Source organism: Psychrobacter okhotskensis, from assembly GCF_965638355.1.
In the GTDB taxonomy this organism is placed as follows: domain Bacteria; phylum Pseudomonadota; class Gammaproteobacteria; order Pseudomonadales; family Moraxellaceae; genus Psychrobacter; species Psychrobacter okhotskensis.
Window position 1 is genome coordinate 819,873 of the sequence record NZ_OZ281822.1, and the last position, 26,978, is coordinate 846,850.

The 26,978-nt window shown below is 45.5% G+C and carries 18 protein-coding genes and 1 tRNA gene; 8 read left to right on the top strand and 11 right to left on the bottom strand.

What is annotated here, in order from left to right; all coding sequences use genetic code 11:
* Positions 1–81: 81 nt before the first annotated feature.
* The 6 genes from ACSUPM_RS03515 to leuS form a co-directional block, all read right to left on the bottom strand.
* Positions 82–157, bottom strand: a tRNA-Lys gene (locus ACSUPM_RS03515).
* A gap of 580 nt (positions 158–737) precedes the next feature.
* Positions 738–2,732 (bottom strand): MacB family efflux pump subunit, encoded by a 1,995-nt coding sequence (locus ACSUPM_RS03520; RefSeq protein WP_436880186.1) that lies wholly within the window; start codon positions 2,730–2,732, stop codon positions 738–740.
* 117 nt (positions 2,733–2,849) lie between these two features.
* Positions 2,850–4,175, bottom strand: a complete 1,326-nt coding sequence (locus ACSUPM_RS03525; RefSeq protein ID WP_436880187.1) for an efflux RND transporter periplasmic adaptor subunit — start codon at positions 4,173–4,175, stop codon at positions 2,850–2,852.
* Between the two features lie 266 nt (positions 4,176–4,441).
* Complete coding sequence (gene holA / locus ACSUPM_RS03530) at positions 4,442–5,515, bottom strand: DNA polymerase III subunit delta (RefSeq protein WP_025653081.1); 1,074 nt, start codon at positions 5,513–5,515, stop codon at positions 4,442–4,444.
* Positions 5,516–5,573: 58 nt separating this feature from the next.
* The gene (locus tag ACSUPM_RS03535; RefSeq protein WP_025653082.1) at positions 5,574–6,236 is read right to left on the bottom strand and encodes a hypothetical protein; all 663 of its coding nucleotides are present in this window, start codon (positions 6,234–6,236) and stop codon (positions 5,574–5,576) included.
* 122 nt (positions 6,237–6,358) lie between these two features.
* The gene (gene leuS / locus ACSUPM_RS03540) at positions 6,359–9,046 is read right to left on the bottom strand and encodes a leucine--tRNA ligase (protein ID WP_201575503.1); all 2,688 of its coding nucleotides are present in this window, start codon (positions 9,044–9,046) and stop codon (positions 6,359–6,361) included.
* A 143-nt stretch (positions 9,047–9,189) separates the two neighbouring features.
* Here leuS and ACSUPM_RS03545 point away from each other — a divergent pair, with 143 nt between their 5' ends.
* Together ACSUPM_RS03545 and ACSUPM_RS03550 are read left to right on the top strand one after the other, a co-directional pair.
* Complete coding sequence (locus ACSUPM_RS03545) at positions 9,190–9,807, top strand: hypothetical protein (protein ID WP_201616763.1); 618 nt, start codon at positions 9,190–9,192, stop codon at positions 9,805–9,807.
* Between the two features lie 36 nt (positions 9,808–9,843).
* Positions 9,844–10,215: an arsenate reductase gene (locus tag ACSUPM_RS03550; protein WP_201582260.1), complete on the top strand. Its 372-nt coding sequence runs from the start codon at positions 9,844–9,846 to the stop codon at positions 10,213–10,215.
* An 86-nt stretch (positions 10,216–10,301) separates the two neighbouring features.
* On the opposite strand, the gene argB is transcribed toward ACSUPM_RS03550, so the two are convergent.
* The 5 genes from argB to ACSUPM_RS03575 form a co-directional block, all read right to left on the bottom strand.
* Entirely contained in the window at positions 10,302–11,213 is a 912-nt protein-coding gene (gene argB / locus ACSUPM_RS03555) for an acetylglutamate kinase (protein ID WP_025653087.1), read from the bottom strand.
* A gap of 36 nt (positions 11,214–11,249) precedes the next feature.
* Complete coding sequence (locus ACSUPM_RS03560) at positions 11,250–13,118, bottom strand: phosphomannomutase (protein ID WP_436880188.1); 1,869 nt, start codon at positions 13,116–13,118, stop codon at positions 11,250–11,252.
* Between the two features lie 123 nt (positions 13,119–13,241).
* On the bottom strand, positions 13,242–13,706 hold the full coding sequence (gene dut / locus ACSUPM_RS03565) for a dUTP diphosphatase (protein WP_436880189.1): 465 nt from the start codon (positions 13,704–13,706) through the stop codon (positions 13,242–13,244).
* A gap of 166 nt (positions 13,707–13,872) precedes the next feature.
* Positions 13,873–15,276 carry a magnesium transporter gene (gene mgtE, locus ACSUPM_RS03570; protein WP_201576928.1) on the bottom strand — a complete coding sequence of 468 codons (1,404 nt, stop codon included), beginning with the start codon at positions 15,274–15,276 and terminating at the stop codon, positions 13,873–13,875.
* 127 nt (positions 15,277–15,403) lie between these two features.
* Complete coding sequence (locus ACSUPM_RS03575; RefSeq protein WP_025653092.1) at positions 15,404–17,437, bottom strand: UvrD-helicase domain-containing protein; 2,034 nt, start codon at positions 17,435–17,437, stop codon at positions 15,404–15,406.
* An 848-nt stretch (positions 17,438–18,285) separates the two neighbouring features.
* On the opposite strand from ACSUPM_RS03575, the gene ndhC reads away from it, so the two are divergent.
* The 6 genes from ndhC to nuoG all read left to right on the top strand — a co-directional run bounded on the left by ndhC (position 18,286) and on the right by nuoG (position 26,969).
* Positions 18,286–18,909, top strand: a complete 624-nt coding sequence (ndhC, locus tag ACSUPM_RS03580) for an NADH-quinone oxidoreductase subunit A (protein WP_025653093.1) — start codon at positions 18,286–18,288, stop codon at positions 18,907–18,909.
* Between the two features lie 215 nt (positions 18,910–19,124).
* The gene (locus ACSUPM_RS03585; RefSeq protein ID WP_025653094.1) at positions 19,125–19,793 is read left to right on the top strand and encodes a NuoB/complex I 20 kDa subunit family protein; all 669 of its coding nucleotides are present in this window, start codon (positions 19,125–19,127) and stop codon (positions 19,791–19,793) included.
* Between the two features lie 198 nt (positions 19,794–19,991).
* Positions 19,992–21,767, top strand: coding sequence for an NADH-quinone oxidoreductase subunit C/D (nuoC, locus tag ACSUPM_RS03590; RefSeq protein WP_436880190.1), 1,776 nt, complete (start codon positions 19,992–19,994; stop codon positions 21,765–21,767).
* A 183-nt stretch (positions 21,768–21,950) separates the two neighbouring features.
* Complete coding sequence (nuoE, locus tag ACSUPM_RS03595; RefSeq protein ID WP_173239392.1) at positions 21,951–22,460, top strand: NADH-quinone oxidoreductase subunit NuoE; 510 nt, start codon at positions 21,951–21,953, stop codon at positions 22,458–22,460.
* Complete coding sequence (gene nuoF / locus ACSUPM_RS03600; protein ID WP_352287927.1) at positions 22,457–23,881, top strand: NADH-quinone oxidoreductase subunit NuoF; 1,425 nt, start codon at positions 22,457–22,459, stop codon at positions 23,879–23,881. The genes nuoE and nuoF overlap by 4 nt, the downstream gene beginning before the upstream one ends.
* 10 nt (positions 23,882–23,891) lie before the next feature.
* Positions 23,892–26,969 carry an NADH-quinone oxidoreductase subunit NuoG gene (nuoG, locus tag ACSUPM_RS03605; RefSeq protein WP_352287924.1) on the top strand — a complete coding sequence of 1,026 codons (3,078 nt, stop codon included), beginning with the start codon at positions 23,892–23,894 and terminating at the stop codon, positions 26,967–26,969.
* The last annotated feature ends 9 nt before the right edge of the window (positions 26,970–26,978 follow it).

Sequence of the window (26,978 nt, forward strand, 5' to 3'; positions counted from 1 at the left end):
TAGACATCAAAAACAATGTCTTTAAACTTATAACGCTACTACCGAATAGGGTAGCATACATGATAAGAATCATACTAAAGATGGTGGGCCGACCGCGACTCGAACGCGGGACCAATTGATTAAAAGTCAACTGCTCTACCAACTGAGCTATCGGCCCTGAGCGAGGATAACACGAAACACTGCTTCGTCTGAGCGCAAGAGAATTTACATTTTCGTAAGTTCTAAAAACTCAGTATCCAAACTAGGTTTGCATTCACTGCAAGATAAATTCCCTTAAAGGGATATTTATTAAAACTAGACATTAAAAATATCTATAAGCTTAACTTCTTTATCTATTCTTGAATCAATATCAAAAGAGACAATAAGCTCGTTTACTCGTTTAGATTATTTGTATCTCTAAACGTGAGAGCACATTATATATATTATTAAGACAATTACAACCCCGTAGAACAAAAAAAGTGTAATTGAGGCAAAACAATGGGTATTTTTATTATATTCACGAGTAAATGCAATTTTAGAAGGTCAGTTTTAGAAGGTCAGTTAGCTAAGATAACTGACTGAATAAATACAGTTAGTCCCAAATAAGATGAGTACAAGTATTATAACGTGCTACTGGTATAAATTTTCTTTGCTTGCTGCGCCTGCGAAGACAGAGGCGACGAAAAATCCATCCCAGTAGCACTGTGTGTATTCTATAGTAGATCGACTATAACTTAGTGTTTGATTTAATTATTGGTTTAATCTCTAGACAGTGCTTCTACAGGATCCAGTCTGGCCGCATTGCGTGCAGGCAAGAAACCGAAGATAACACCAATCAGCGTCGAGCACAAAAAGGCGGCAATGATAGAGGTGGATGAATAAATGACTTTAAAGCTATCGCCACCAACGCGGTTAATGACCTCACCAATCGCAAATGCCAGCCCAATACCAAGTAGTCCGCCTAGAATACAGACCAGTACGGCCTCGATTAAAAACTGCTGCATAATGTCGTTTTGACGAGCACCGACCGCCATACGTACCCCAATCTCATTGGTGCGTTCAGTGACCGACACCAGCATGATATTCATCACCCCGATGCCACCAACAACTAGTGAAATAATAGCGATTGATGAAATCAGTAAGGTCATGGCAGTGGTGGTCGATTCGATGGTTTGGCGAATCGAGTCTGAGTTGCGTATGCGAAAGTCATCGGTACCATGGCGACTTTCCATCAATTCGGAAATGGCTGATTCTGCAGCGGCCGATGAGATATTATCATCAATGAGGGCGACAAAATTTTCAATATAGGCACTACCGATAAGTCGCGACATCATCGTGGTATAGGGCATATATAGCGTAGGCGTATCGACAGAACCTCTGCCGAAGCCGCTAGAGTTGGGGGCTAAGACGCCAATGACTCGCCCTGGTACGCTACCTATCAGCATGACTTCACCGATGGGGTTGGGGTTGTCCGGAAAAAAGGTATTTTTGGCGTTGTTGTCGATGATAATGTCTTGAGTACGGCGTAAGATGCTGTCCTCATCAAAACCTTGACCCTGAACCAGTGTTTCGCCACTGACATCAAGATAGTCTTTACCCACACCACTAACGCTAGCAGCCTCCTGGACGCTGCGATAACGCACATTGATATTGGTATCGAGCTGCGGACTCACACTAACGACATAGGGCTGATCAGAGACTGCTTGGGCGTCTTCTGGCGTTAAATTGTCATCATTGTATTGCCGTCTGGGGTCGCCATAAGGATAGCCGTCAGAGACGGTGATAGTATTGGTGCCAAGAGAGCTAATATTGGAGAGGATCTGCGCCTGAGAGCCTTTACCGAGACCGACGACCGAGACGACTGATGCGATACCAATAATAATGCCTAGCATGGTCAGCAAGGTACGCATTTTATGAGCACGCATGGCCAGTAATGACATCTTAAACGCTTCAAATATACGGTCAATAAAGCTGCTAAAGGCACTCTTTCGATGCTTGTCTAAAATGGGCTCAGGTTTTACTTCTGTTTGCTGATAGCGCTCATTTTTATAATCAGCAATTACATAGCCATCTTTGAGCTCAATGACTCGCTCGGCTTGTGCCGCAAGGTTGGGATCATGCGTGACCATAATAATAGTATGGCCTTGAGCGTTTAAGTCATATAGTATTTGCATCACATCGTCGCCAGACTTGCTGTCGAGTGCGCCCGTTGGTTCATCTGCTAGAATAATGTCGCCACCATTCATCAATGCACGGGCAATTGAAACACGCTGCTGCTGTCCACCTGATAGCTGATTGGGTCGATTATTAACCTTATCTGCCAACCCTAAGTCTGATAGCAGTTTTTCGGCTCGCTCGTTACGGGCTTGCCCATCCATCCCTGCATATACCGCAGGTACCGAGACATTATCGCGCGCGCTGATATCACCGAGTAGATGATAACGTTGAAAAATAAAACCAAAGTGCTCGCGGCGCAGTTTGGCCAGCTCATCAGCTTCCAGACGATCTACTGATTTGCCAAAGATTTTATATTCGCCAGCACTGGCTTGATCCAAACAGCCTAAGATATTCATCAAGGTCGACTTGCCCGATCCTGACTGACCAATGATAGCAACCATCTCACCTTGATGGATGGTTAGATCGATATCATGAAGCACACGAATGGTCTGTTCACCCGCTTTAAACTCTTTTATCAGCCCTTTGACCTGCATCAACGGGAAGTCTGTTGCGATATTAGGTTCTTTGGTCTTCATTTGTGCTGCTGCCTATATCAATACTGCTTATATAATTACTGTCATCAAAAGCGTTGAAATGCTTGACTATCAAGAAGCATGCAAGTAAGAGACATGCAATTTTTATATATTTATGATCTAAAACGGTCTACCACCTCTACCGCCTTTTGTGGGACCTTCTTCACTTAATATCACCTCATCACCTTTATTAAGACCGCTTAAAATCTGAACATTTACACGGTTATTAATACCAGTTTTCACTATTTTCTCGACGACTTGACCATCTGCTTTTAGCACGCGAACTTTGGCTGTTTTTACGTTCGGATCCTCATTTCTGCTTTTGGTATTTTTAGTATCGCCAGCAGGTTGCAGGGCCGCAGAGGGGATAAGTAGCGTATTTTTTGCTTGATCAATAACGATATAAACCTGCGCGGTCATGTCGATACGGAAACGGCGATCGGTATTGGGCACTTCAATATAACCGACATAATAAATAGCCGCGTCCGTTGAGCTGGTGTCACTGATGCTCTCAGGGGCAGGCTCAATTGCTTTCAGGATAGAGTCAAACTTTTGATCGGGGTTGCCAATAATATTAAAGTAGACGGGCAAACCTGCTTGAACGTTGATGACGTCTGCTTCAGAGATTTGCGCGTTAATACGGACCGTGGATAAATCCGCTAAAGTCACAATCGTCGGTGCGGTTTGATTGGCATTAACGGTCGTACCTTGCTCGGTAGTGACCGATACCACTGTACCTGCCATTGGTGCACGGATGGTGGTATAACTTAAATCCTCTTGCGCGGTGCTGACGTTGGTTTGAGACTTGCGTAGTGCCGCCTGTTGGCTATTGATGTTGGCTTCGGAAGTAGCAATCTCAGCTTTGGCCGTATCGATAGCAGCGCGAGCATTAGTCACGGCCGCTTTTGCTGTCTCGATACTGGTGGCTTGCGTATCATATTCTTGCTGTGAAATGGCATCGATAGCGACCAACGATTGCAAGCGCATAAAATCTGATTGTGCTTGTTTTAATTCCGACTGACGGCTGGCAAGATCCGCATAGGCACTTTTTAAGCCCGCCTGCCGACTCAAAGATTCTGCCCGCGCACTTTGCAAGGCTGCTTCACTTTGCTCAAGGCTGGCTTGTTCATTACTCAGATTATTTTTTTGCGTTACTTGATTAATCTGTGCAATCAAATCACCTTTTTTTACCTCGCCACCGACTTCAACGAACAGTCGAGTGATCTCACCAGATACCTGTGCCCCTACATCGACGGTATTAAGTGCTTTGACCTTACCGGAGGCCATGACGTTATTCTCAATATCGCCCACCTCAGCGATTGCAGTTAAATAGTTGGGGGTGGTTTCTTTCGGTTTAAAAAAGCTATAGGCCAAAGCTCCCAATGCGATGATAATTAAGGCAATAACACCCCATTTGATAGCAGACTTTTTGCTTATTTTGCGCATGACAACAATCCAATTACAATTAAATCAAGTGTAGCTATAGTAGAGACTTCATGGTCAAAATGGAATGGGAATTAGTTTAAGAAAGGTTAAGGTAGTTTTTGAACATGGTGGGAATAGAGAAAAAATAGGAGGGGAATTGCAAAAGTAGATATATCTGAAAACTATAGAGGGCATCAGAGGGTATCGAAGATTTGTGAGAAGTCATTACTGACGCTGTTTTTGACAGGGAATGGCTGCATCACATCAATAACAATAGTGACTGAAATTTATCGTGCAGCAAACAAGCGCTTACCTGTTAATTCAAGCGCGGCCTGCAATAACAACTCCCACGCTGGCTGACGAATGAGACCTTTAATCGCTTGGTCACAACGATATAGCAGGGCAGGCCATTCAGCCGTTTGCGCTGGGCGGCGGCACGCTTGTTGATATAGACCTTGTTTGCTACGCCAAATACCCAATGCTTGCGGATCTTGCCCATCCATTAATTGTATAATTTGGCGCATGTCTTTGCTGATTGCCCACAGTACCAAGGTCGTCGGCTCATCAGTGGCTTTCAGCTGAAAAATGATTTTCGCCACTTGTGCGCTATTGCCTGCCAGCATTGCATCAGATAAATCAAAGACGCTGAATTGAGCGTCGCTGACCAAGGCGGCCTGAAGATCTTTGATGTCTAATGCTACGTTTGGCGCGGTCGTTGTAGACTGATTATTGCCTTCGTGAGTTGCGTCATGACTACTAGCATCCAACTGCGGTGCAAATAGATAAGACAGCCGCCACAAGGTTTGATAAGCACTTAGCAGGTGATGCTCGGTGTGCGACATGAGCAGTTGCCACGCTTCTTGTGACAGCCTGAGTCCAAATTGCTGGGCTTGAATCTGCAACAGCTGCTGACGTTGCTGTTCGTTGTATAAATTGCAGTCAATGATGTGACCGTATTGCGCAAATGGCGCAAACCACTTGCTGCTTTGCGCGCGTTTGTCTTGCTTGGGCGTTAACCATAATAAGCTATGACTGTGCGCCCCTGTTTGTGCCTCGACAGCAAAGCGCTCAAGCTCAGCGATAACGGCTTTATCCGGTTTATGATTACCGGTTACGATCAAGGCGCTGGCATCATCAAATAAAGACTGGCTACCAAGCTCTGAGAGTACTTCTTGCCAGCTCTTAACCGACACCAGCTCTATACGTTTAATCGCGTAATTCTGCGCACGCCAATGCGGACGCAAGGCATCGATCAGCCACTGACTCAATAACGTCTCATCTCCATGTGCCAGCCACAAACCAGCTACGGCCACGGATGACTGTAGTAGTTTGGGATAGGCTTGTATAAAAGACTCTTGCATAGACTAATGAGGACACAGGTTTATGAGAATGGATGGACAGAATACCTTACGCTAACCATTAAGGGGTTGGTGTGCTTGGAACGATAACAGCCGTAGACGCTGAGCCTGTTTGTGCCGTTTTATTGGCATTGGCAGGGGTGACTCTAGGCAATGCAATGGCAACATATTGATCAGTGATACGGCGTGCCAAACTGTCATAGAGCCAGTCACGAATTTGATCGCCTTGTTGGTCATCGGTACTGACCGATGCCTCATTATACTGGTAACTGCGCTCGACTTGGATAGGGTTGGTTAGTGTCACCACTTTGCCATTTTGTAGGGTTTGGTAGCTGACATCTGCTGACAATACTAAGCGGATTTCTGTTAAAACACCGACCAATTCATAACGCTTAAAGCGCATATTTTTGACGCTAATCGCAGCAATGGGTTCCGCCGTCGCGTTTTTATTGTTATTGGTAATATCGACCAAGGTCATATTATCGATTACATCGACGCCCAAGGCTTCTAGGCGTCGTGACAACGGTAACTTTAGTGGAAAGGAGGTGCGATTGTCTTCGATGATGATGGCTGTTTTGGCCACATCAAATAGCATCGGTGTGCCATAACCTCTTAGCTGAAAGCCGCAGCCACTAAGAGCCGCTGTGGCTCCCAGTACAGAAAGCAGTGGCAAGCTTGCGAGTAATGCTGTCGCTAGCTTCTGTGCATTAGACTTTTTTGCCATATTGCATTGTCCACTTGGCTTGCTTAATTTCGTTTGAGATGACTGCACAGCTCGCTGCTTACAAGACATAATCGCTATCCTTATGTTGATAAAAAGGCTTAAAACACTACGTTTAAAAAAGTTTAGCCTGCCACCACGATATTGACCAGTTTATTCGGCACGACGATTTCTTTTTTGATGTCACCCGTTAGGAATTTCGCCACGCTTTCTATCGCACGCGCTTGCGCCTTTAGCTGTTCAGGGTCGCTGTTCGGCGCGACATCCATCTTACCGCGCATTTTGCCGTTGACCTGTACCACCATCGTGATCATGTCTTGTACTAAGGCACTTTCATCGACGGCTGGGTAGCTCAGGGTAAGGGTATCCAGCCCTAACTGCTCAAGTAAGTGCTCGCCCGCGTGTGGCGCGTAGACTGATAGCATAATAAGCAGATCAATCAACGCTTCATGCTGCACTTGTAGGTCTTGCTCACTATTTGCTTTAAAGCCAGTCAGCTCGTTGGCAAGCTCCATCAAACTTGATACAGGCGTGTTTAGCGCCAGACGATCACCCAAGTCACTATCGATCTTGGCAATGGTCTCATGAGTTTTACGGCGTAAATTTTTCGCTTCTTTGCTTAAGCCATCAGTTTTCAAGGCGACATTATTGAGTGTCTCAAGGCTTAGGTTTGCTTCAGTGAGCGCTTGCATATGCTCAGTAGCAATACGCCATACTTTTTTAACAAAATTATAAGGGCCTTTTAGCGCGTCATCCGACCATTCTAGCGTCTGATCGGCAGGCGCGGTAAATAGGGTATAGAGACGAACGGTATCAGCGCCGTATTTATCAATAGTGATTTGTGGATCGACACCGTTGTTTTTGGACTTAGACATTTTTTCGATTTTGCCAATCGTGACTGGCTGTCCATCAGCTTTTAAAATCGCTTTAATCGGTTGACCACGCTCGTTGTAGTCGATATCGATGTCTTCTGCGAAGTAATACGTCGTGCTGCCATCGGCATTAAGACGGTAAAAAGTACCGGCAAGCACCATACCTTGGGTCATAAGATTGGCAAATGGTTCATCGCCTGACACCAGTGACTCATCGCGCATAAGCTTATGGAAGAAGCGTGCATAAAGCAGATGCATGACGGCGTGCTCTACACCGCCAACATATTGATCGACAGGTAGCCATTTATTGGCGGCAGACTTGTTGACCATGTTCTGTGCATCATTCGGACTGGCAAAACGCGCATAGTACCAGCTTGACTCTACAAAGGTATCAAAGGTGTCAGTCTCACGTTCAGCAGGGTTGCCACATTTCGGGCAAGTGGTATTCACAAACTCTGGAATGTTTTTGAGTGGATTACCGCGACCATCAGGAACGACGTCAGTCGGCAAGACAACGGGCAAATCTTGCTCTTCAACAGGTACGGTACCGCAATGCTCACAGTTGACCATTGGAATAGGGCAGCCCCAATAACGCTGGCGAGAAACACCCCAATCACGGAGACGGTATTGGATTTTTTTCTTAGCCAGTTCTTGTGGCTCAAGTTTGGCTAACATAGCCTCAAACGCTTGCTCAAAGTCTAAGCCATCAAATTCACCTGAATTGACCAAAATATTGCGCTCAGTATAGGCAAGATTAATCTCAGCATCGTTCGCCTTTGCGTCTGCTTCTAACTCATCAAAATACCCAGCAGGGATATCGATAACTTGTTTAATTGGTAGCTTGTACTTAACGGCAAATTCATAATCGCGCTCGTCATGTGCCGGTACTGCCATAACTGCGCCAGAGCCGTAGCTCATGAGCACATAGTTGGCGACCCATACGGGTACTTCTTCGCCGGTCAGTGGATGCGTCACGGTAAGACCGGTATCCATACCGATCTTTTCAGCTTTGGCTAGATCGGCTTCTGCCACTGAGCCTTTTTTACACAGCGCATTAAACTGGGCAATCGCCTCATCATGCTCAGCGGCATATTGTGCCAATGGATGCTCTGCGGCAACCGCCACATAAGTGACGCCCATCAAGGTGTCAGGACGCGTCGTGAATACATCTAGGGTATTGGTTTCGCCAGCAAGCTCATAAGGGAAATGCACTTCCATACCGGCACTACGACCAATCCAATTGCGCTGCATGGTCAATACTTCTGATGGCCAGTGACCTTCTAATTGATCCAAATCGTCAAGCAATTCGTCAGCATAATCAGTGATATTAAAGTAATACATCGGAATGTCGCGCTTTTCGACCGCCGCGCCACTACGCCAACCTTTACCGTCAATGACTTGCTCATTGGCTAACACCGTATTATCAATCGGATCCCAGTTCACGGTGGCAAGCTTTTTATAGACCAAGCCTTTTTTGTATAACTGTAAAAACAACCATTGCTCCCACTGATAATATTCGGGGCTACAAGTGGCAAATTCACGTGACCAATCAATAGATAAACCTAGCAATTTGAGCTGCGCGCGCATGCTGTCAATATTAGCAAACGTCCATTTAGCAGGTGGCGTCTGATTGGCAATCGCAGCGTTTTCAGCGGGCAGGCCAAAACCATCCCAGCCCATTGGCTGCATGACTTCATAGCCCTTAAGGCGATAGTAACGGCTCAGCACATCCGAGATGGTATAGTTGCGCACGTGACCCATGTGTAGCTTGCCGCTTGGGTAAGGGAACATCGACAGCATATAGCGACTTGGCTTATCGCTAGGCTCGTTGCCCACTTCATAACGCTTATCCGCTGCCCATTTGGCTTGTTGTGCGGCTTCAATAGCTTGTGGGTTATAATAATTATTTTCTGATTGGTCAGATGTCACAGTATTGCTCATAGTCGGCTCTAGATTGAATATTTTGATAAGAAATTAGATACGCTAGAATAGCGCAAATCGGCAAAAAATGCGATGGGGCAACGTAATAATAGAGCAGTATTAAGAAGTATATAACAACTTATGAATCCACAGTAAGGCTCGGCATGCAAAAACTAAAGAAAGGTCAGGTACTAAAGTATCCTATTGATTTGTATTTATCGAACAAACACATGCTGTCGATTTTGGCTTTAGGTTTGTTAATTTTTCCGCTGTATTATTATGGGCTACCCATCGCAAAAGATGAAGGTTGGTTTTTCATTATAGTGATGTGGTTATCAATAATTTTGATAGCTGTTGCGGTATTCACGGTATTATTTGCCTTTATTACTGGTAAGCCCGTTTTTCAAATTACAGATAAAGGGATAACGATTTTACAAGTCTTGCGCCGACCACAACAGAGATATTTGTTGTGGCAGGATATTGAGTGTATAGGTATCGATTGTCGAGTCATCAAGCGCCACGAAATTTGGCTATTAATGATTCAACCTAAACAAGGCAAAATTATACAATACCCCATAAGGTCTATGAGATATAAAGATGCCATCTTGAATGAAGTGGAAGTGGTGCATTTAGTGCAACTTGCCTCTGAAGGCCGTTCCGCTATACATTATGAGCCTATAGAAATGGAAAGAATTAAACTGATCACTCCAAGAGTGCAGTGGTTATTGTTAGCCTTGATTTTTCTTTGTATAGTTTTCTATCTATTTTTTATGATTAAGTAAAAGTACACGCTAAATATAACCCTTTAAGGATTAATTATGACCATCACTATTTACGGTATTAAATCTTGTAGCACGATGAAAAAGGCTTTTACTAAGCTGGATGAGCTAGGCATCAGCTATGATTTTCATGATTATAAAAAACAAGGCATCGATAAAGAAACGCTTCAGCGTTGGGTCAACGAGTTTGGCATTGATAAAGTATTAAACAAGCGCGGCACCACATGGCGTAAGCTCACCGATGAGCAAAAGCAAGCCGCTGATACTAATGTAACTAATGCCATTGATTTACTTGTCGAAAATACCAGCATGATTAAACGTCCCATCGTCGAAGGTCAGCTTAAGAATAAGGATCAGGCGGTCTTATTGTGCGGTTTTGATGAAGAAGCATTCGATATGAACTTTTCGTAAAGGAAATTTTGGTCAAGTGCAAAAAATCCCGAACTTAGCAATGACTAGGTTCGGGATTTTTCATATTTGAATTTGAGAGCTTATCGCTAGCTCATGGCAGCATCGATTTCACGACTGATGAGCGTACCAACCCCTTCATTGGTGAAAATCTCAAGCAAAGTAGCATGAGGCACACGGCCATCGACGATAACCGCGCTTTTTACGCCGCTACGTACTGCGTCAAGCGCGCATTGAATCTTAGGAATCATACCACCTGAGATAATGCCATCTTCAATAAGACCATCGACTTTCTTTGGCGTAAGTCCAGTCACGACTTCACCGTCGCGTCCCAATACCCCTTTGATATTGGTTAGGAGCATGAGCTTTTCAGCTTGCAAAAATTCAGCGACTTTTCCCGCGACCAAATCAGCGTTGATATTGTAGGTATTGCCTTCGCTATCAACACCAAGCGGCGCGATAACAGGGATAAAGTTGGAGGAGATAAGCATATTAATCACGTCTTTATTGACGCTGACCACATCACCAACAAAACCTAAATCAACGGGCACCGCAACACCATCTGCACCAATTTTTTCCATCATTAGCTTTTTGGCTAAGATTAAGTTGGCGTCTTTACCCGTCAGACCAATGGCGCGGCCACCATGCTTGTTGATTAAGCTGACGATAGATTTATTGACGCCGCCGCCTAGTACCATCTCGACAATATCCATGGTGCTTTTGTCAGTGACTCGCATACCATCGATACGCTCAGATTTGCGTCCGAGCTCCTTTAACAAATTATCTACTTGCGGTCCACCGCCGTGCACCACTACCGGATGCATACCTACTGTCTTTAGTAGCACAATATCACGTGCAAAAGAGCTCTCAAGCTCAGGATCAGTCATCGCATTACCACCGTATTTGACGACGATTAGTTTGCCGACGTAGCGTTGGATATAGGGCAGCGCTGTGGTCAATACTTCAGCGGTGATTTTGGCTTCATCCAGATTAAGCGTCATGACTAACTCCTAAAAGATATGGGTTTAAAAGGCTGGTTATTCAGAAATAAGGTCTGCAATCTGCGCTGCCAAATTTTTATCAAAGGGACGGCAGAGCGCGACGAAGCGTGCTTGTATGTCTTTTAAATCCGCTAAGCTGTCGCCAGCAAAGCGCACGGTCAAATGATGACTGGTGTTTGATTGGCGCAATACGCCAAAACCATGAGCGAAATCTAAGCGCACGCCATCAATACAGGTCAGCCGAGTGCCACTCGGTAACAATTGCTTGGCTTGGGCTAAGGTCGTATGCTCGACACTCGACACACAAGAGCATGATGATGAGCCATGAGCCGCAGCCAAGGTATTGTCGACGTCATCAAAAGGCGGCGTAACCAAACGTTGTAGATAATAACAAAATTCTGCTAACTGTTGCACGATTGGGCATTGTAGAGACGCGCTATTGGGTAAAGGTAAATAATGATCCGCTGTACTGACCAACGTCGGTAATTGACGGGTGATATCAGTCAACCGAGGAGGGCGGGAGGTCTCAATGGCTTCGCCCCATAGACCAACGGCGGCTGATGCGTTATCAGCAAGCGCCGCTGTATATACCAGCCAATGCAGCAGCCGTAAGCCTGCGTACATCGCATCATCATAAGCAGTAAAATAACCGTCGTTAAAAATAAAATGTCCAGATAACTCGCCTGCGAATAGGATTTGACTGTCATCGACCCGCAGCTGTTGCCGCATTAAGCTACTGCCGGTTTTGCTTAGAATGGGAGTCGCCCCCAAGTCGCTTAAGAGCATAGGCAGATGGTGTGAGCATTTAATATCAAACAGTACTTGCGGGCTCACGGTATCAGCCTGCCACGGTTCTGGACGCTCGCTAATGGCAACTGAGGCGAGCAAATACAGTAGATGGTCAGGCATAATCACTTTACCGCTGTTGTCGACAATCATTAATCGATCGCCATCGCCATCGAATGCCAGACCAATATCGGCAGTATTTACGATGACGGTTTGTTGCAGTTCGGCCAATCGATTCGGCTCAGTAGGGTCAGGGTTGCCCATGGGAAAGCTACCATCGGGCGTGTCATTGATGATGATAACGCGCTGACAGAAGGTAGTGAATAACGGCAGGGCGATTCTACTGGTCGCCCCATGCATACAATCAATAACGATGGTGAGATCAAGTTTTTTAAAGGTTCGCTTGTTGCTAGCAGATAGGCTTTGAGCGGGATAAATACTGATAAATACATCGGCAATGGCATTAATATAAGGTGCTGACACAATATCAGTCGGCAAGCATATAACGGATAATATCGAAGTTGCTGGAGCGTCATTACTGTGGCATACACTTGAGAATTTAGGGCTGTCATTGCCATTGTCACTGTTATTGTCATTTTGATTGTTGCGTTGGTTAGCCGCAAACGCTGTCAAATCTTGATAAAGCAACTGAATATCTTCGGCACTAGGAGAGGCGTTGCCAACCAGCCACTTGATACCCAAAATGCCTTTGGCAGAGTGACTGGCGGTGACCATGATGCCATGACCGTCGTATTGCTCAGTCCAAAATGCCATCATCGGTGTAGTGACCAAGCCTAAATTAATCACTTGCAGGCCTTGCTCTTGCAGGCTGGTCGCTAATGCCTGAGCCATGCTATCGCTATCGCAGCGTACATCATAGCCGATGATGATCGTGGTTTCTTTTGGTGTATGATGCGGTTTAGCATGGCTTTTACAAATATCGCTGTTAGCAGTATCGCCATTAGCAATGAGCTTGCCATGTTTGGCAGCATGGTAGCTTTTATAAAGTCGTACAAAGGCGCTGCCCAAAGCCTTTATAAAATCTGGCGTAAAGTACTGCTCGTCGCCGCGAATATCATAAGCACGAAATAAGGAGTGCTGCGCAGCAAAAGACGGCATCGCTTACTCTCCTTATAGTCGTAATAAATGGGCTAGTGGTGAAACAAAAAATCGCTGATTATTTTTATTGCTGCGATTGATGCTAAATGAAAATCCAATAATGCTTAATGCTTATATTCAATGCTACTGACGACCAGAATGTCCAAAACCACCCGCACCGCGCGCGCTTTCGTCACTAAATTCAGACACCACTTCAAACTCAGGACGGGCAACGGGTACGACCACATACTGCGCCATACGTTCTGCTGGGTTGAGTACAAAGTCCTCATTGCTGCGATTCCAAATACTGACCATCAGCTCACCTTGATAATCGGCATCAATCAAGCCGACCAAGTTACCCAAAACGATACCATGCTTATGACCCAGACCTGAACGCGGTAAAATCATCCCCGCAAAATTGGGATCTTGAATATAAACGGCGAGGCCAGTACCTATTAAATGCGTGGCACCTGCTTTAATCGTTAAAGGCTCGTCAATGCAAGCACGTAAGTCAATACCGGCACTGCCATTGGTGGCGCGCGTTGGTAGAGAAAATGCTTTATCTTCAGTGATTTTAGGGTTTAATACTTTGACTTGTACAGCTTGCATAACGCACTCACTTAACGATGTTTTGATTTAAGTTGATTTTATGTTTTATAAATAGAACGAATCACATTTTTAACTTTGAGTATTTTAAATATACTTAACAGCAACTATTATTATAAATAGCTGCTGATTTTTAACTTTTGGTATTTAACTTCTAATAACGGTTTTACTAAAGAATCAGCACGCTTGCCAAGCCCAAGAATGACATAAAGCCGACGATATCAGTCACGGTGGTTAAGATAACCGAAGCGGACAGCGCAGGATCGATATTCATGCGTTTCAATGCCAATGGAATACTAATGCCCGATACATTGGCAGCGGTCATATTAATGGCAATAGCAAAACCGATCACCGAGCTAATTTTAATATCATGAAACCACAGTTGCGCGATAAACGCCATAATTATCGCCCAGATGATACCGTTTATCGCACCGACCCACAGCTCTTTATTGAGTAACCACAGACGGTTAGAACCACCGATTTGACCCATCGCCATACCGCGAATGACCACAGTCAGCGTCTGCGAGCCAGCGATGCCGCCCATACTAGCAACCACGGGCATCAATATCGCCAGCGCCACCACTTGCGCCAGTACTTCCTCGAACTGACCAATCACCGCTGCGGCTAAAAGCGCGGTACACAAGTTGATGCCAAGCCAAATACTACGGCTTTTGGCACTGGTTAAAATAGGCGCAAACAGCTCTTCATCTTGGCTGACACCAGCAAGATTTTTCATGGTGCTGTCGACATCATCTTGGATAATTTCCATGATGTCTTCGCCATTTAATTGACCAACCAGCTCGCCATGATTATTAATCACTGGCGCAAAACGAATGTCTTCTGAACGAAAAATCGCGGCAGCATCTTGAATGTCTAAGCGGTCGTTAATGGTAATCGCATTATCAATCAGCGCGGAGACCAAGGTGTTTTGATCATGCTTGATCAAGTCGACCAGACTGAGTAGCCCAAGTAACTGCTGACCTTGATCGACGACCAGTAGCTCTTGGCTTTGATCATCAAGTAAGTCGTCGTTTTCGCGCAGCCATTGCTGTACTTGCGCCAGACTAATATCATCCTTCACTTGGATGAGGTCGGGATCCATATAGCTACCAACTTCCCAGTCGGCATAGGTATCGAGCTTATTAACCTGAATCCTAATATCTTCATCTAAAGTCGCCATGACTGAGGTACGCACGCTCTCAGTAACGGTGTCTAGAATCTCAGAGATATCTTGCGCATCAAGGTCTTGGGTAAAAAGCGATATCTCTTTTGAAGAGATGTTTTCCATCAAAGGCTGGCGCGTATCTACGTCCAGCTCAGCGAGGACTTCACCTCTTAAGTTGTCAGGGACTTGTGCCCAGATAATGCGCCGCGCTTGGGTCGGGAAAGATTCGAGTAGGTTGGCAATCTCATACTCTGACTGCTTGATTAAGAACTCAGCGATGTCGCTATGCGAGTCTTTAGCGACCAGTTCCTGTAGATATAACAGCTTATATTCGGCACTATATTCTAACGGATTATAATCTGCCTGCAAGGTTGGCTGACGATCAGGAGTAGGCGTGGGAGCAGGCATAATCGTTCCAGAGTAGTGAGTGAATAGTTTTTTTGCCAACCATTAACCTCATGCTAATGGTGTGGCGCTCAATGTAACATGGCTAATGCATGTTCTAGCCACTAGCCATGTTACGATTTTTATCGGTCTAGCGTTTACCCAGTAAGGCACGAATATTGGCCAAATATTCATCAGCGACGGCTTCTGGATCTTTGGTCGCTTTTTTCTTTTTCGCTTTGGCTGGCCAGTCGATATGATCTTCTGGTAATTCATCTAAAAAGCGTGATTCAGAGGTCACGCGCATCTGCCCACCGGCGCGGCGCTGAGTCGCTAAAGTCAACGTCAGCTCACGACGGGCTCGGGTAATACCCACATACATCAAACGCCGTTCTTCTTCGACCGTCTCGCTCATGATAGAGTTGCGATGTGGCAGCATCTCTTCCTCAAGGCCCATGATATAAACAAAATCAAACTCCAGACCTTTTGCCGCATGCAAGGTCATTAGGTTGACCTTGTTGGTGTTTTCTTCTTCTTGCTGTTGCTCAAGCATGTCGAGTAACACCAGCTTGCGAATAATGGTATCAATCGTCCGGTCTTCATCTTCTTCCGCGCGATTAATCAACGATTGGATACTGGTATAAAGCATATCGATATTATCGATACGGTTCTTTTCTTGTTGCGGCGTTTTGGCGTCGCTACGCACGAAGTCAATATAACCGGTCTCATCAATCATCTGGCGCACGATTGGCACAGGGTCAGGGTGTTGATCCAGCTCGCGAGTATAATGCTCAATGAACTCACCAAACTCTTTTATCGTGCCATACGCTTTAGACGGCAAGACATGAGCAAGACCGGCGTGCGTGCAAGAGGCTAATAATGAGATGCTATGCTCTTGCGAAAACAAGCCTAATTTTTCCAGCGTTGCCGGTCCCATGCCGCGTTTGGGCGTATTGATAATACGTAAAAATGCACTGTCGTCTTCTGGGTTTAGGATAAGACGCAGATAACCCATGATGTCTTTGATTTCACTACGGGCAAAGAACGACTGACCACCCGATAGTTTATAAGGCACTTGCAACTGGCGCAATTGCGCCTCCAGCATGCGCGCCTGAAAGTTACTGCGATACAGAACGGCATACTGCTCCCACTCATTACCGAAACGTAGCTTATGCGTGACAATCTCTTTTGCCACGCGCTCAGACTCATCGTCGTCATTACGGCAATTAATAATGCGAATCTTTTCGCCTTGCCCTTTATCTGACCACAGTTTCTTTTCGAATAAATGCTCGTTATTCATAATAACGGCGTTGGCTGAGGTCAAAATACGGGTAGTCGAGCGATAATTTTGCTCAAGCATGACGATTTTCAACTTTGGAAAGTCTTCTTTTAGCAGCGCCATGTTTTCAGGCTTAGCCCCGCGCCACGCATAGATAGACTGATCATCGTCACCAACCACGGTAAAGCGCCCTTGCGGTCCGACCAGATATTTAATCATTTCGTACTGGGCGGTATTGGTGTCTTGATACTCATCGACGAGCAAATAACGAATACGGTTTTGCCATTTGTCACGTAGTTCTCGATTTTCACGCAGTATCTTGGTTGGTAGTACAATCAAGTCGTCAAAATCGACGGCATTATAAGCACGTAGATTACGCTCATATAGGGCATATAAAGTGGCAAAAATCATATCTTCTGGATCGTCTAAGGTTTCCATCGCCTTATCCGGCTCAACCAAATCGTTCTTCCAGTCAGATATGAATTTAATGGCTTTACCAACCAGTTCGCGACTTTCCGCACCGCTTAAGTTGTCACGCATCATCAGCTCCATCAGCAAACGCTTACTATCGTCGCTGTCCATGATGGAGAAGTTGCCCTTTAACGGCGTATGAATCAGCTCATAACGCAAAAATTGCAGACCGAATTGGTGAAAGGTAGATACCGTTAAACCGCGCATTTTTTCGCTTGGCAGCAATTTACTGACACGAGCTTTCATCTCGCGCGCGGCTTTATTGGTAAAGGTCACCGCCGTGATGCGCTCAGCTGGCATGTTGCATTCTTCGATAAGGTAAGCAATTTTGCGAGTAATCACTGACGTCTTACCGGAGCCTGCACCTGCTAGCACAAGCAATGGACCGGATACGTAGAGCATCGCTTCTTGTTGTTTGGGATTAAGTTGACTCATAAGGTGACCTGTAAGACAAAAGCGAAAAAGAGAACAGAGCTGATATTGAAAGCGATTTAGCTAAATGAAAAATGCCCATACTAAGCAAATTGATAGTGTCATATGGCATCGATAGGGTTAATCATGCAGTCTGCTCATCAAGCTCATGATCATTAATATTTTGTGACAATTAATCATGAGAGCCGTCATTAAAACAGCCACTTACATAACCATGAAATTCGGTGGGTTATTATAAAGCAAAAACCCTATCTTTGGGTGAGGAGTTCAATGATGAGTGCCTAGTAAAAAATCGTTTGGATCTGGTGACTTACATTATATATACCAGCGCTTTTTTAGAAATGTGGATTTGTGCTCAATATAAGGTAACGTCTATAGCATAATTTATAATAAAAAAAATATGTTTTTTTTGCCTATAAAGTGACCGTACAATACAGTTAAAAACTAGCTTTTGAGCCATGATATGCGTATAGTACGTAAATAATTTATGCCAGTTGTCACGTCATTATTGACCACGTGTAATGAGCTATTAAATCAATTAAATAAAACATCAAATATGATATTGATTTAATACGTTGATCTTACGTTGTTAGAAGATGCGTTAGGCGACCAGCTTTCTCCGCATGCGTGCCGGAAATTCTATAGTTGGTCACGTCTGACACCGTCGTCAATAAGCTTGATAATTGGTTATTACCAGCACAGTACCTATAATAGTTAATGAGTTGCTTATGTGAGTGACTCATTGACAGTTACTTTGTGTTTTCGTCTGCGTTACGCCTGTCGCACGACTGCCTTAACTGGTGTATCTGCGCTGCGCTTAACACTCGATTGGGTGAGGAGCACGTATTATCATGTCTGCTTTTAATTGGTCAGCAGTTGCTTTTATTTTAGCCGCCATTGGGCTAGTTGTCTTTATGCTGGTCGTTCCGCGCTTACTTGGCGGTCGCTCTCAGGGCTCACAAAAAGAAGAAGTATTTGAAGCGGGTGTTGTCGGAGCTGGCAACGCCCGCATTCGTTTGTCTGCCAAATTCTATTTGGTGGCAATCTTCTTTGTTATCTTTGATTTAGAGGCGCTGTATTTATACGCTTATGCTGTTTCAGTACGCGAAACTGGCTGGGCTGGGTTTATTGCAGCAGCGACCTTTATCATTGATTTGTTAATTGGTCTGGTATACGCTTTGAGTTTGGGCGCGCTAAACTGGGCACCTGCTGACAAACTGCGTAAAAAAGTACGTCTCTATACTGCGCCTGCGGGCTTTAACTTGGCAGATATCACCAAGTTCGATGGTGTCGATGAGCTGATGGTTGACCCGACCGGCAAAATACCCGCGCAGTCTTCAGGACAGATTAATGTCTCAAACAATATTGAGACCAATCGTCGTCATCTACAAAATATCGATCATATTAATACCACAGGTAATGTTACCTCTGTGGACTTTGCGACGTCCGCGCATCAGGATAATACTAAGCGATAACTATTTTCCTTATACCTATCGGCTTTTAAAACTTATACTTAGGTTTTACAAAAGATTATAAGAGTCAACGCTGGTGGCAACGATATGATAATGATAATACTGTAAAGAAGATGGCAGTCGATTTATATTAATGGTCACTTATTAATAATAGAAGTTAAGGTGATAGTGAGGGCAAGTTAATTGTCACGCTGCGCCTAATATAAAGGTTGTATGTTATGAAATACACATTAACAAAAGCCAACCCTGATGCAGATGTCTATCCTGCACAGACCAGTCAAACGGTCAACGATCCTATCGAAGACGAAGTCAATAAAAACGTCTTTATGGGTCGTCTAGAAGACCTTGTTCATTCAACAGCAAACTGGGGGCGCAAGCACTCACTATGGCCATTTAACTTTGGTACTTCTTGCTGTTATGTCGAATACGCCACTACTTTAACAGCCGTTCATGATTTGTCACGTTTTGGGGCAGAAGTTATTCGTGCCTCGCCCCGTCAGGCAGATGTCATGATTGTTGCTGGTACTTGCTTTGTTAAAATGGCACCGGTTATCCAGCGCCTTTATGAGCAAATGCTTGAGCCAAAATGGGTTATCTCAATGGGTGCTTGTGCTAACTCGGGCGGCATGTACGATATCTATTCTGTTGTGCAAGGCGTGGATAAGATTATTCCAGTAGACGTCTATGTGCCAGGCTGTCCGCCGCGTCCAGAAGCGTTGATTCAAGGCTTGATGTTACTACAAGAATCTATCACCAAAGAGCGTCGTCCGCTGGGCATTCATGTCAATGATCAGGGTATCTACCAGCCACAAATGACGCCTGAGCGTGACCGCAAGCAAGCGGATCGTATCGCGGTGAAAAACTTGCGTAGTCCAGATAGTATTTAGCCAACCAGCTTTTATTTAATGAATATTTGGTTTGGCAACTCTCGTTAAGTTGGCTTGATCGTTAATAATTCGTAGCAATGCCAAGTACGCGTACGTGCATCATAATTTAGTTATGTTTAACATAGCTAAATTATGACTAATACAGCTCAGTTATGACTAACATAGTTCAGTTATGATTAATGAAGGAATGCATCATTCATGGTCACGGTAGTCGAAAACACAGATCCTAAGATTAAGCCTGTTCCAGCAGTTATCAAAGAGCTAGAGCATAAATATGCTGGCAAATTCGTGGTACAGCACACTGTTGATGAGATTCCAACGGTTTGGGTAGCGCGTGCTGATTTATTAGATGTTCTCTTATTTTTGCGCAAACTGCCTAAGCCGTACGTCATGCTATTTGACTTGTCAGCGATAGATGAGCGTTTACGCCAGCATCGCGCGGGTTTGCCTGACAGTGACTTTACGGTGTTTTATCACCTAATGTCGCTTGAGCGTAATAGTGATGTGCGTATCAAGGTCGCGCTGAGCGAAGACGATGTCAATGTACCGAGCGCCACCAATATTTGGCCAAATGCCAACTGGTACGAGCGCGAAGTGTGGGACATGTTCGGTATCGTCTTTACAGGTCATCCGCATCTGACTCGCATCTTATTACCAAAATACTGGGAAGGACATCCACTGCGTAAAGAATATCATGCACGCGCGACGGAATTTACCCCGTACTTCTTGAATACCGCCAAGCAGCAATATGAGCAAGAAAACCTACGTTTTGTCCCAGAAGAGTGGGGCATGAAGCGCTCAGGTCGTGATGAAGACTTTATGTTCTTGAACATCGGTCCTAACCATCCTTCTGCTCATGGTGCGTTCCGTTTGGTACTTCAGCTTGACGGCGAAGAAGTCGTCGATTGCATCCCTGATATCGGCTATCACCATCGCGGCGCCGAAAAGATGGCGGAGCGTCAAACATGGCACTCATTTATTCCTTATACCGACCGTATTGATTATCTCGGCGGAGTAATGAATGAGCTGCCGTACATCATGTCGGTTGAAAAGCTCGCTGGGATTACCATTCCACCACGCGCTGAAACCATCCGCGTGATGATGAGTGAGTTTTTCCGTATTACCAATAACTTGCTGTTTGTCGGTACTTTTATTCAGGATGCGGGCGGTATGACGCCAGTATTCTATATGTTTACCGATCGCCAAAAAGCCTATGATGTCATCGAAGCGGTCACTGGCTATCGCATGCATCCCGCTTGGTTCCGCATCGGCGGCACTGCTGCTGATTTGCCACGTGGTTGGCAGCGTCTGGTTCGTGAGTTCTTAGACTGGATGCCAAAACGTTTGGATGAGTATGTTAAAGCGGCATTGCAAAACAGTGTGCTTAAAGGTCGTACCCAAGGCGTCGCGCAATATAATGCTAAGCAAGCGCTAGCTTGGGGCGTTACTGGTGCTGGCTTGCGTGCCACTGGCGTAGATTTTGATCTACGTAAAGCACGTCCGTATATGGGCTATGAAAACTACGATTTTGAGATACCAGTCGGCTACAACGGTGATGCTTATGATCGCTGTATGGTAAAAGTCGAAGAGATGCGTCAGTCGTTGCGTATTATCCGTCAATGTATGGACAATATGCCACAAGGCCCTTATAAAGCGGATCATCCATTGGCAGTACCACCGCCAAAAGACCGTACCTTGAATGACATCGAAACCTTGATTAACCACTTTATCTCCGTCTCTTGGGGTCCTGTGATGCCAGCGGGTGAGTGCACCACGATTGTTGAAGCCACCAAAGGTCTAAACAGTTATTACATCACCTCCGATAAAGCGACGATGAGCTATCGTACTCGTATCCGTACGCCGACATTTGCGCACCTGCAGCAGATGCCATCGGTGATTAATGGCTCATTGGTATCCGATGCCATTATGTATTTGGCATCGATTGATATTGTGATGGCGGATTGTGATCGCTAGTGCTTTCACCTAAGAATAGAGCTTTGCTCAAAGAATTATAGTTTTAAAAAAAGATAAGTTAATCAATATATTACTGCCAAATGGCACACCAAAATGCTGTAATATTTCAGTGCAATGATAGTCAATGTTTAGACAGTCGTTGTAGTGTGATAAAGCGTGATGAGTGAGGAAAGATAAAAGATTATGAAAATTGTTTCCGATAAAATGCCAAAAGTAGATGTGGCAAGTATCCTCACTGCTGAGGAAATTGCTGCCATTCATGAGTTTATGCACCATTACCCACAAGCACGTGCTGCCTCGTTAGACGCGCTAAAAATCGTGCAAAAGCGCAACGGTTGGGTCGATGATGCGCAAGTGAATGCTATTGCTAATATCTTAGATATTCCGATGTCAGATATGGACGGTGTTGCCACGTTTTTTAACCGTATTTATCGTCAGCCTGTCGGTCGTCACGTCATTCTCATTTGTGATTCAGTGGCTTGTTATTTGACCGGTTATGAGGCGTTATCGGCTGAAATCAGATCGCAATTAAATATTGAGTACGGCCAGACGACTGCTGATGGTCGTTTTACGCTATTACCGATTTGCTGCTTGGGCAACTGTGATAAGGGACCAGCGGTACTGATTGATGAAGACACTTACGGCCCTGTCCAGCCCTCCGAGGTCGCGCAATTATTGGAGCTATACGCATGAGTTTAACGATTTCAGAGCAAATTGCTCGTCGCGGTCAAGGCCAAGCGCCAAGCCAGCTAAATGCACAGCGTGTTCCAATCTATGGCGATAAAGCAACCGCCACTAGCGAAACCAAGCCTTTGACTTGGCGTTTAGCCCATCATGATGCGGTGCTTGATTTAGCCACTTATGAGTCTCTAAAAGGCTTTACAGGTCTAAAAGAAGCGTTATCTAAGTCGCCTAAAGACGTTGGCAATATGATTAAAGCGGCCAATGTTCGAGGTCGCGGCGGTGCAGGTTTTAACGCTGGTCTTAAATGGTCATTTATGTCGCCGCCGGACGGTTTGCCGCGTTATCTCATCTGTAATGCTGATGAAATGGAGCCGGGCACGTTTAAAGACCGTCTGCTCATGGAGCGTCTACCGTTTCAGCTTATCGAAGGTATGCTAATCACCGCTTATGCGATTGGCGCCACTGACGGTTATATCTTTATCCGCGGTGAATATATATTGGCTGCTGAGCGTTTGGTTGCGGCTATTGAAGAATGTCTGGCCAATAATCTAATGGGCGACAATATTCTTGGCTCAGACTTTAGCTTCAATCTGCATGTGCATACTGGCGCTGGGCGTTATATCTGCGGTGAAGAAACCGCATTGATTAACAGCTTAGAAGGTCGCCGTGCTAACCCACGTACCAAACCGCCGTTTCCACAAATCTCTGGTGCATGGGGTCGTCCAACGGTTGTCAATAACGTTGAAACTCTATGTAATATGCCAGCGATTTTGAATCACGGCGTTGAGTGGTATCAGTCGTTATCTGAAATAAAAGGCAAAAGTAAAACGCCAGGCACCAAATTATTTGGCTGTTCAGGCTTGGTCAATGATCCAGGCCTCTGGGAGTTACCCTTTGGTTATACGGCTCGCGAAATCATTGAAGATTTAGCCGGTGGTATGAAAGATGGTAAAACGCTGAAGGCTTGGTTACCGGGCGGCGCCTCGACTGACTTTTTGACTGCAGAACATTTGGACGTGGTCGTAGATTTTGACACCATTCAAGAAGCGGGTAGCCGTATGGGTACTGGGCTTATCATGGTCGTCGATGAGTCGCAAGATATGGTGCCGTTACTTCGTAACCTTGAGATTTTCTTTCAACGCGAGTCGTGCGGCTGGTGTACACCGTGTCGTGATGGCTTACCGTGGGGCGTCAAATTGCTGACCGCTATCAATAACGGTGAGGGACAAGTGGGCGATGTCGAAAAACTAGAGGGCCTGACGCGTGATTTATGGATTGGCAAGACGTTTTGTGCCCATGCACCAGGTGCGATGGAACCACTAATGAGTGCGATTAAATATTTCCGTCCAGAGTTTGATCAAAAAATCGCGCAGGCGGTTGGTGTCGATGTGATTGATGCGGCAGCCAACCAACAGCCAGCAGTGAAATAAGGAGAGCGGCATGGCAGTCATACATATTGATGGAACCACTGTCGAAGTAGATAGCAGCGACAACTTACTACAAGCCTGCTTATCACTCGGCATTGATGTGCCGTATTTTTGTTATCATCCAGCCCTTGGCTCAGTAGGATCGTGCCGTCAGTGCGCGGTCAAGCAATTCCAAAATAAAGAAGATATGGAAGCGGGTCGCGGTCGCCTCGTGATGTCATGTATGGTCGCTCCTGGCGATGATATGTACATCTCTGTGACTGACGATGAAGCCAAAGCATTCCGCAAGTCGATGGTTGAGTTACTCATGACCAACCATCCACATGACTGTCCAACTTGTGAAGAGGGTGGACATTGTCATTTGCAGGACATGACCTATATGTCAGGTCATAGCCGTCGTCGCTATCGCTTTACCAAACGCACCCATCATAACCAAGAGCTTGGGCCATTTATCGCCCATGAGATGAACCGTTGCATCGCTTGCTATCGTTGTGTCCGTTTTTATAAAGACTACGCAGGCGGCGAAGATTTGGGTGTTTATGGCTCAAACAATCGCGTCTACTTTGGCCGTGATAAAGATGGTCAGTTTGAAAGCGAGTTCTCAGGCAACTTAACCGAAGTATGCCCAACGGGTGTATTTACCGATAAAACGCATTCTGAACGCTATAACCGCAAATGGGATATGCAGTACGCACCAAGCATCTGTCATGGTTGCTCAGCAGGTTGTAATATCTCACCGGGTGAGAGATATGGTGAATTGCGCCGCATCGAAAACCGCTATAACGGCGAAGTAAACCGTTACTTCTTATGTGACCGTGGTCGCTTTGGTTACGGTTATGTCAACCGCGCTGATCGTCCAACCCAAGCGCTTGAGCGCATCAATGATAAACATGTCAAAATCAATATCGACTATGCTCTTGATGAAACCATCAAACGTATCAAAGATAAAAAAGTCATTGGTATTGGCTCGCCGCGCGCCAGCCTTGAGACTAACTTTGCCCTAAAAAACCTCGTTGGCTTTGATAACTTCTCAACAGGTCTGAATCATCAGCAACAAGCACTGGTCAATAAATGCATCGAAGTGCTTAGCACGGAAGGCATTTATAACCCTAGCATGACCGATATCGAAACGCATGATGCAGTGCTCGTATTAGGTGAGGACATCACGCAAACCTCATCACGAGTGGCGCTATCAGTACGCCAAGCCGCAAAGAACGAAGGCCTAAAAATGGCGGCGGCGCTGCAAACGCAGCCTTGGCTTGCTGAACCAGTTAAGCGTATCGCGCAAGATGCATTAAGCCCAGTTTATGTCATTGATGTGACCCAAACCAAGCTAGAAGACATCAGTAAAGTGAGCGTAGTCGCGACACCTGAAGACATCACTAAACTTGGTTTTAAAGTCGCTGATGAAATTGCTAACTTCGCTGATGATTTAGCAGAAGTAGCGGACCCACAAGCGGCTGAACAAGACGCTAATGTGGATGCGATGCAAGCATTGGCTCAGCAGATCGCTTATGATTTGGTTCAAGCGGATAAGCCATTAATCATCTCTGGTACTAGCCTGTCGTCTACCGCATTAATAGAAGCGGCGGCACAGATTACTCAAGCATTAACACAAAAACGTGCTGCGATTAAAGCAACGGAACAGCAGCAAGTTGAGGCACATAATGAGCAGGTTCGCGCCGCTGAAGCACAAACAGCAACTGCTCAGCAAAGCGAAGACAAAGACTTGTCTGCTAAACCCAACAAACCGGAAACGGGCGTTGATACAGAAGCACAAGACGATGTCGAGCGTGAGCCTGCAACCAAGCTTGAGCTAAAAGAAGTGAATGATAGCTATCATGCGCAAGCCGGTATCTATCTAACGGTTCCTGATGCCAACAGCATGGGTGTCTGCATGCTCGGCGGTCAGTCAGTCGAAGAATTGTTAGCGACTGATTTTGATGTCGTCATCGTCGCTGAAAACCAGCTAACTGATGCCATCGATGCCAATAAATTAACGCAGCTATTATCTGATAAGACCGTCATTGCACTGGATCATCAGCTACTTGATTGGCACAAAGATGTCGATATCGTATTGCCAGCGGCTAGTTTTGCAGAAGCGGACGGCACATTGATATCTGCTGAGGGTCGTGCCCAGCGCTTCTTCCAAGTTTATGATAACGAATATTATCATCCGATGAGTAGCATCAAAGAAGGCTGGCGCTGGCTGCACGCGGTACATAGCAGTATTGAAGGTCGCGACGTCGATTGGACACAGCTTGATGATGTTATTAATGCACTAATCGCTACGCATCCTAAGCTTGCTGGTATCAAGAATGCTGCGCCTGATGCTGATTACCGTATGACGGGTCTAAAGATTGCCCGTCAGCCGCGTCGCTATTCAGGCCGTACCGCCATGCGGGCCCCAATCTCAGTCCATGAGCCAATGCAGCCAAAAGATTTGGATACTGGTTTAACCTTTTCAATGGAAGGCTATAGTGGCAAACAAACACCAAGCTCGATGATTCCTTTTGCCAATGCGGCAGGTTGGAACTCACCGCAAGCGTGGAATAAGTATCAAGACAAAGTGGGCGGCAGTCTAAAAAATGGTGATCCCGGTGTACGCTTATTTGATCAATTAGAGCGTTTAGCCATGCGTCAATATGTTGCACCAGAAGCGATGTCTGCAACCACGACCGACATGCAGCAGGGACAGGCTAAGCTTGTGCCTATTTATAATATTTATGCCAGCTCAATGATGGCATCACGTAGCCCAATCGTAGCTGAGCAACTGCCTATCGCGACATGGCGTATTGGTATGGACGATGCCAAAGACTGGAATATTGCAGCTGGTGATTACTTAGCCATTGAGATTGATAAGCAGCAAATCACCTTGCCAGTACAGATTGTCGGTTATCTAGCAGAAGGTTGTATTGGTTATCCGGTTGGGCAGGTGAGTATTATTCATCCATCCATGCCAGCATCAGTACGTAAGGTTGATGCGCCAGTAACGATGATGGGCAGTATGGCTAATGACAGCTCTTTAACTGCGAATACTAACGATACAGCGCCAGTAGATAACGCGCCGACCACTACACAGGAGGTGTAATATGCAAGT

Coding starts and splice junctions, on each gene's coding strand:
- holA (WP_025653081.1), bottom strand. CDS start 5,515: ATGCAAGAGTCTTTTATACAAGCCTATCCCAAACTACTACAGTCATCC.
- ACSUPM_RS03550 (WP_201582260.1), top strand. CDS start 9,844: ATGACCATCACTATTTACGGTATTAAATCTTGTAGCACGATGAAAAAG.
- ACSUPM_RS03525 (WP_436880187.1), bottom strand. CDS start 4,175: ATGCGCAAAATAAGCAAAAAGTCTGCTATCAAATGGGGTGTTATTGCC.
- ndhC (WP_025653093.1), top strand. CDS start 18,286: ATGTCTGCTTTTAATTGGTCAGCAGTTGCTTTTATTTTAGCCGCCATT.
- dut (WP_436880189.1), bottom strand. CDS start 13,706: ATGCAAGCTGTACAAGTCAAAGTATTAAACCCTAAAATCACTGAAGAT.
- ACSUPM_RS03585 (WP_025653094.1), top strand. CDS start 19,125: ATGAAATACACATTAACAAAAGCCAACCCTGATGCAGATGTCTATCCT.
- nuoE (WP_173239392.1), top strand. CDS start 21,951: ATGAAAATTGTTTCCGATAAAATGCCAAAAGTAGATGTGGCAAGTATC.
- ACSUPM_RS03560 (WP_436880188.1), bottom strand. CDS start 13,118: ATGCCGTCTTTTGCTGCGCAGCACTCCTTATTTCGTGCTTATGATATT.
- ACSUPM_RS03520 (WP_436880186.1), bottom strand. CDS start 2,732: ATGAAGACCAAAGAACCTAATATCGCAACAGACTTCCCGTTGATGCAG.
- argB (WP_025653087.1), bottom strand. CDS start 11,213: ATGACGCTTAATCTGGATGAAGCCAAAATCACCGCTGAAGTATTGACC.
- leuS (WP_201575503.1), bottom strand. CDS start 9,046: ATGAGCAATACTGTGACATCTGACCAATCAGAAAATAATTATTATAAC.
- ACSUPM_RS03545 (WP_201616763.1), top strand. CDS start 9,190: ATGCAAAAACTAAAGAAAGGTCAGGTACTAAAGTATCCTATTGATTTG.
- nuoG (WP_352287924.1), top strand. CDS start 23,892: ATGGCAGTCATACATATTGATGGAACCACTGTCGAAGTAGATAGCAGC.
- nuoC (WP_436880190.1), top strand. CDS start 19,992: ATGGTCACGGTAGTCGAAAACACAGATCCTAAGATTAAGCCTGTTCCA.
- ACSUPM_RS03575 (WP_025653092.1), bottom strand. CDS start 17,437: ATGAGTCAACTTAATCCCAAACAACAAGAAGCGATGCTCTACGTATCC.
- mgtE (WP_201576928.1), bottom strand. CDS start 15,276: ATGCCTGCTCCCACGCCTACTCCTGATCGTCAGCCAACCTTGCAGGCA.
- ACSUPM_RS03535 (WP_025653082.1), bottom strand. CDS start 6,236: ATGGCAAAAAAGTCTAATGCACAGAAGCTAGCGACAGCATTACTCGCA.
- nuoF (WP_352287927.1), top strand. CDS start 22,457: ATGAGTTTAACGATTTCAGAGCAAATTGCTCGTCGCGGTCAAGGCCAA.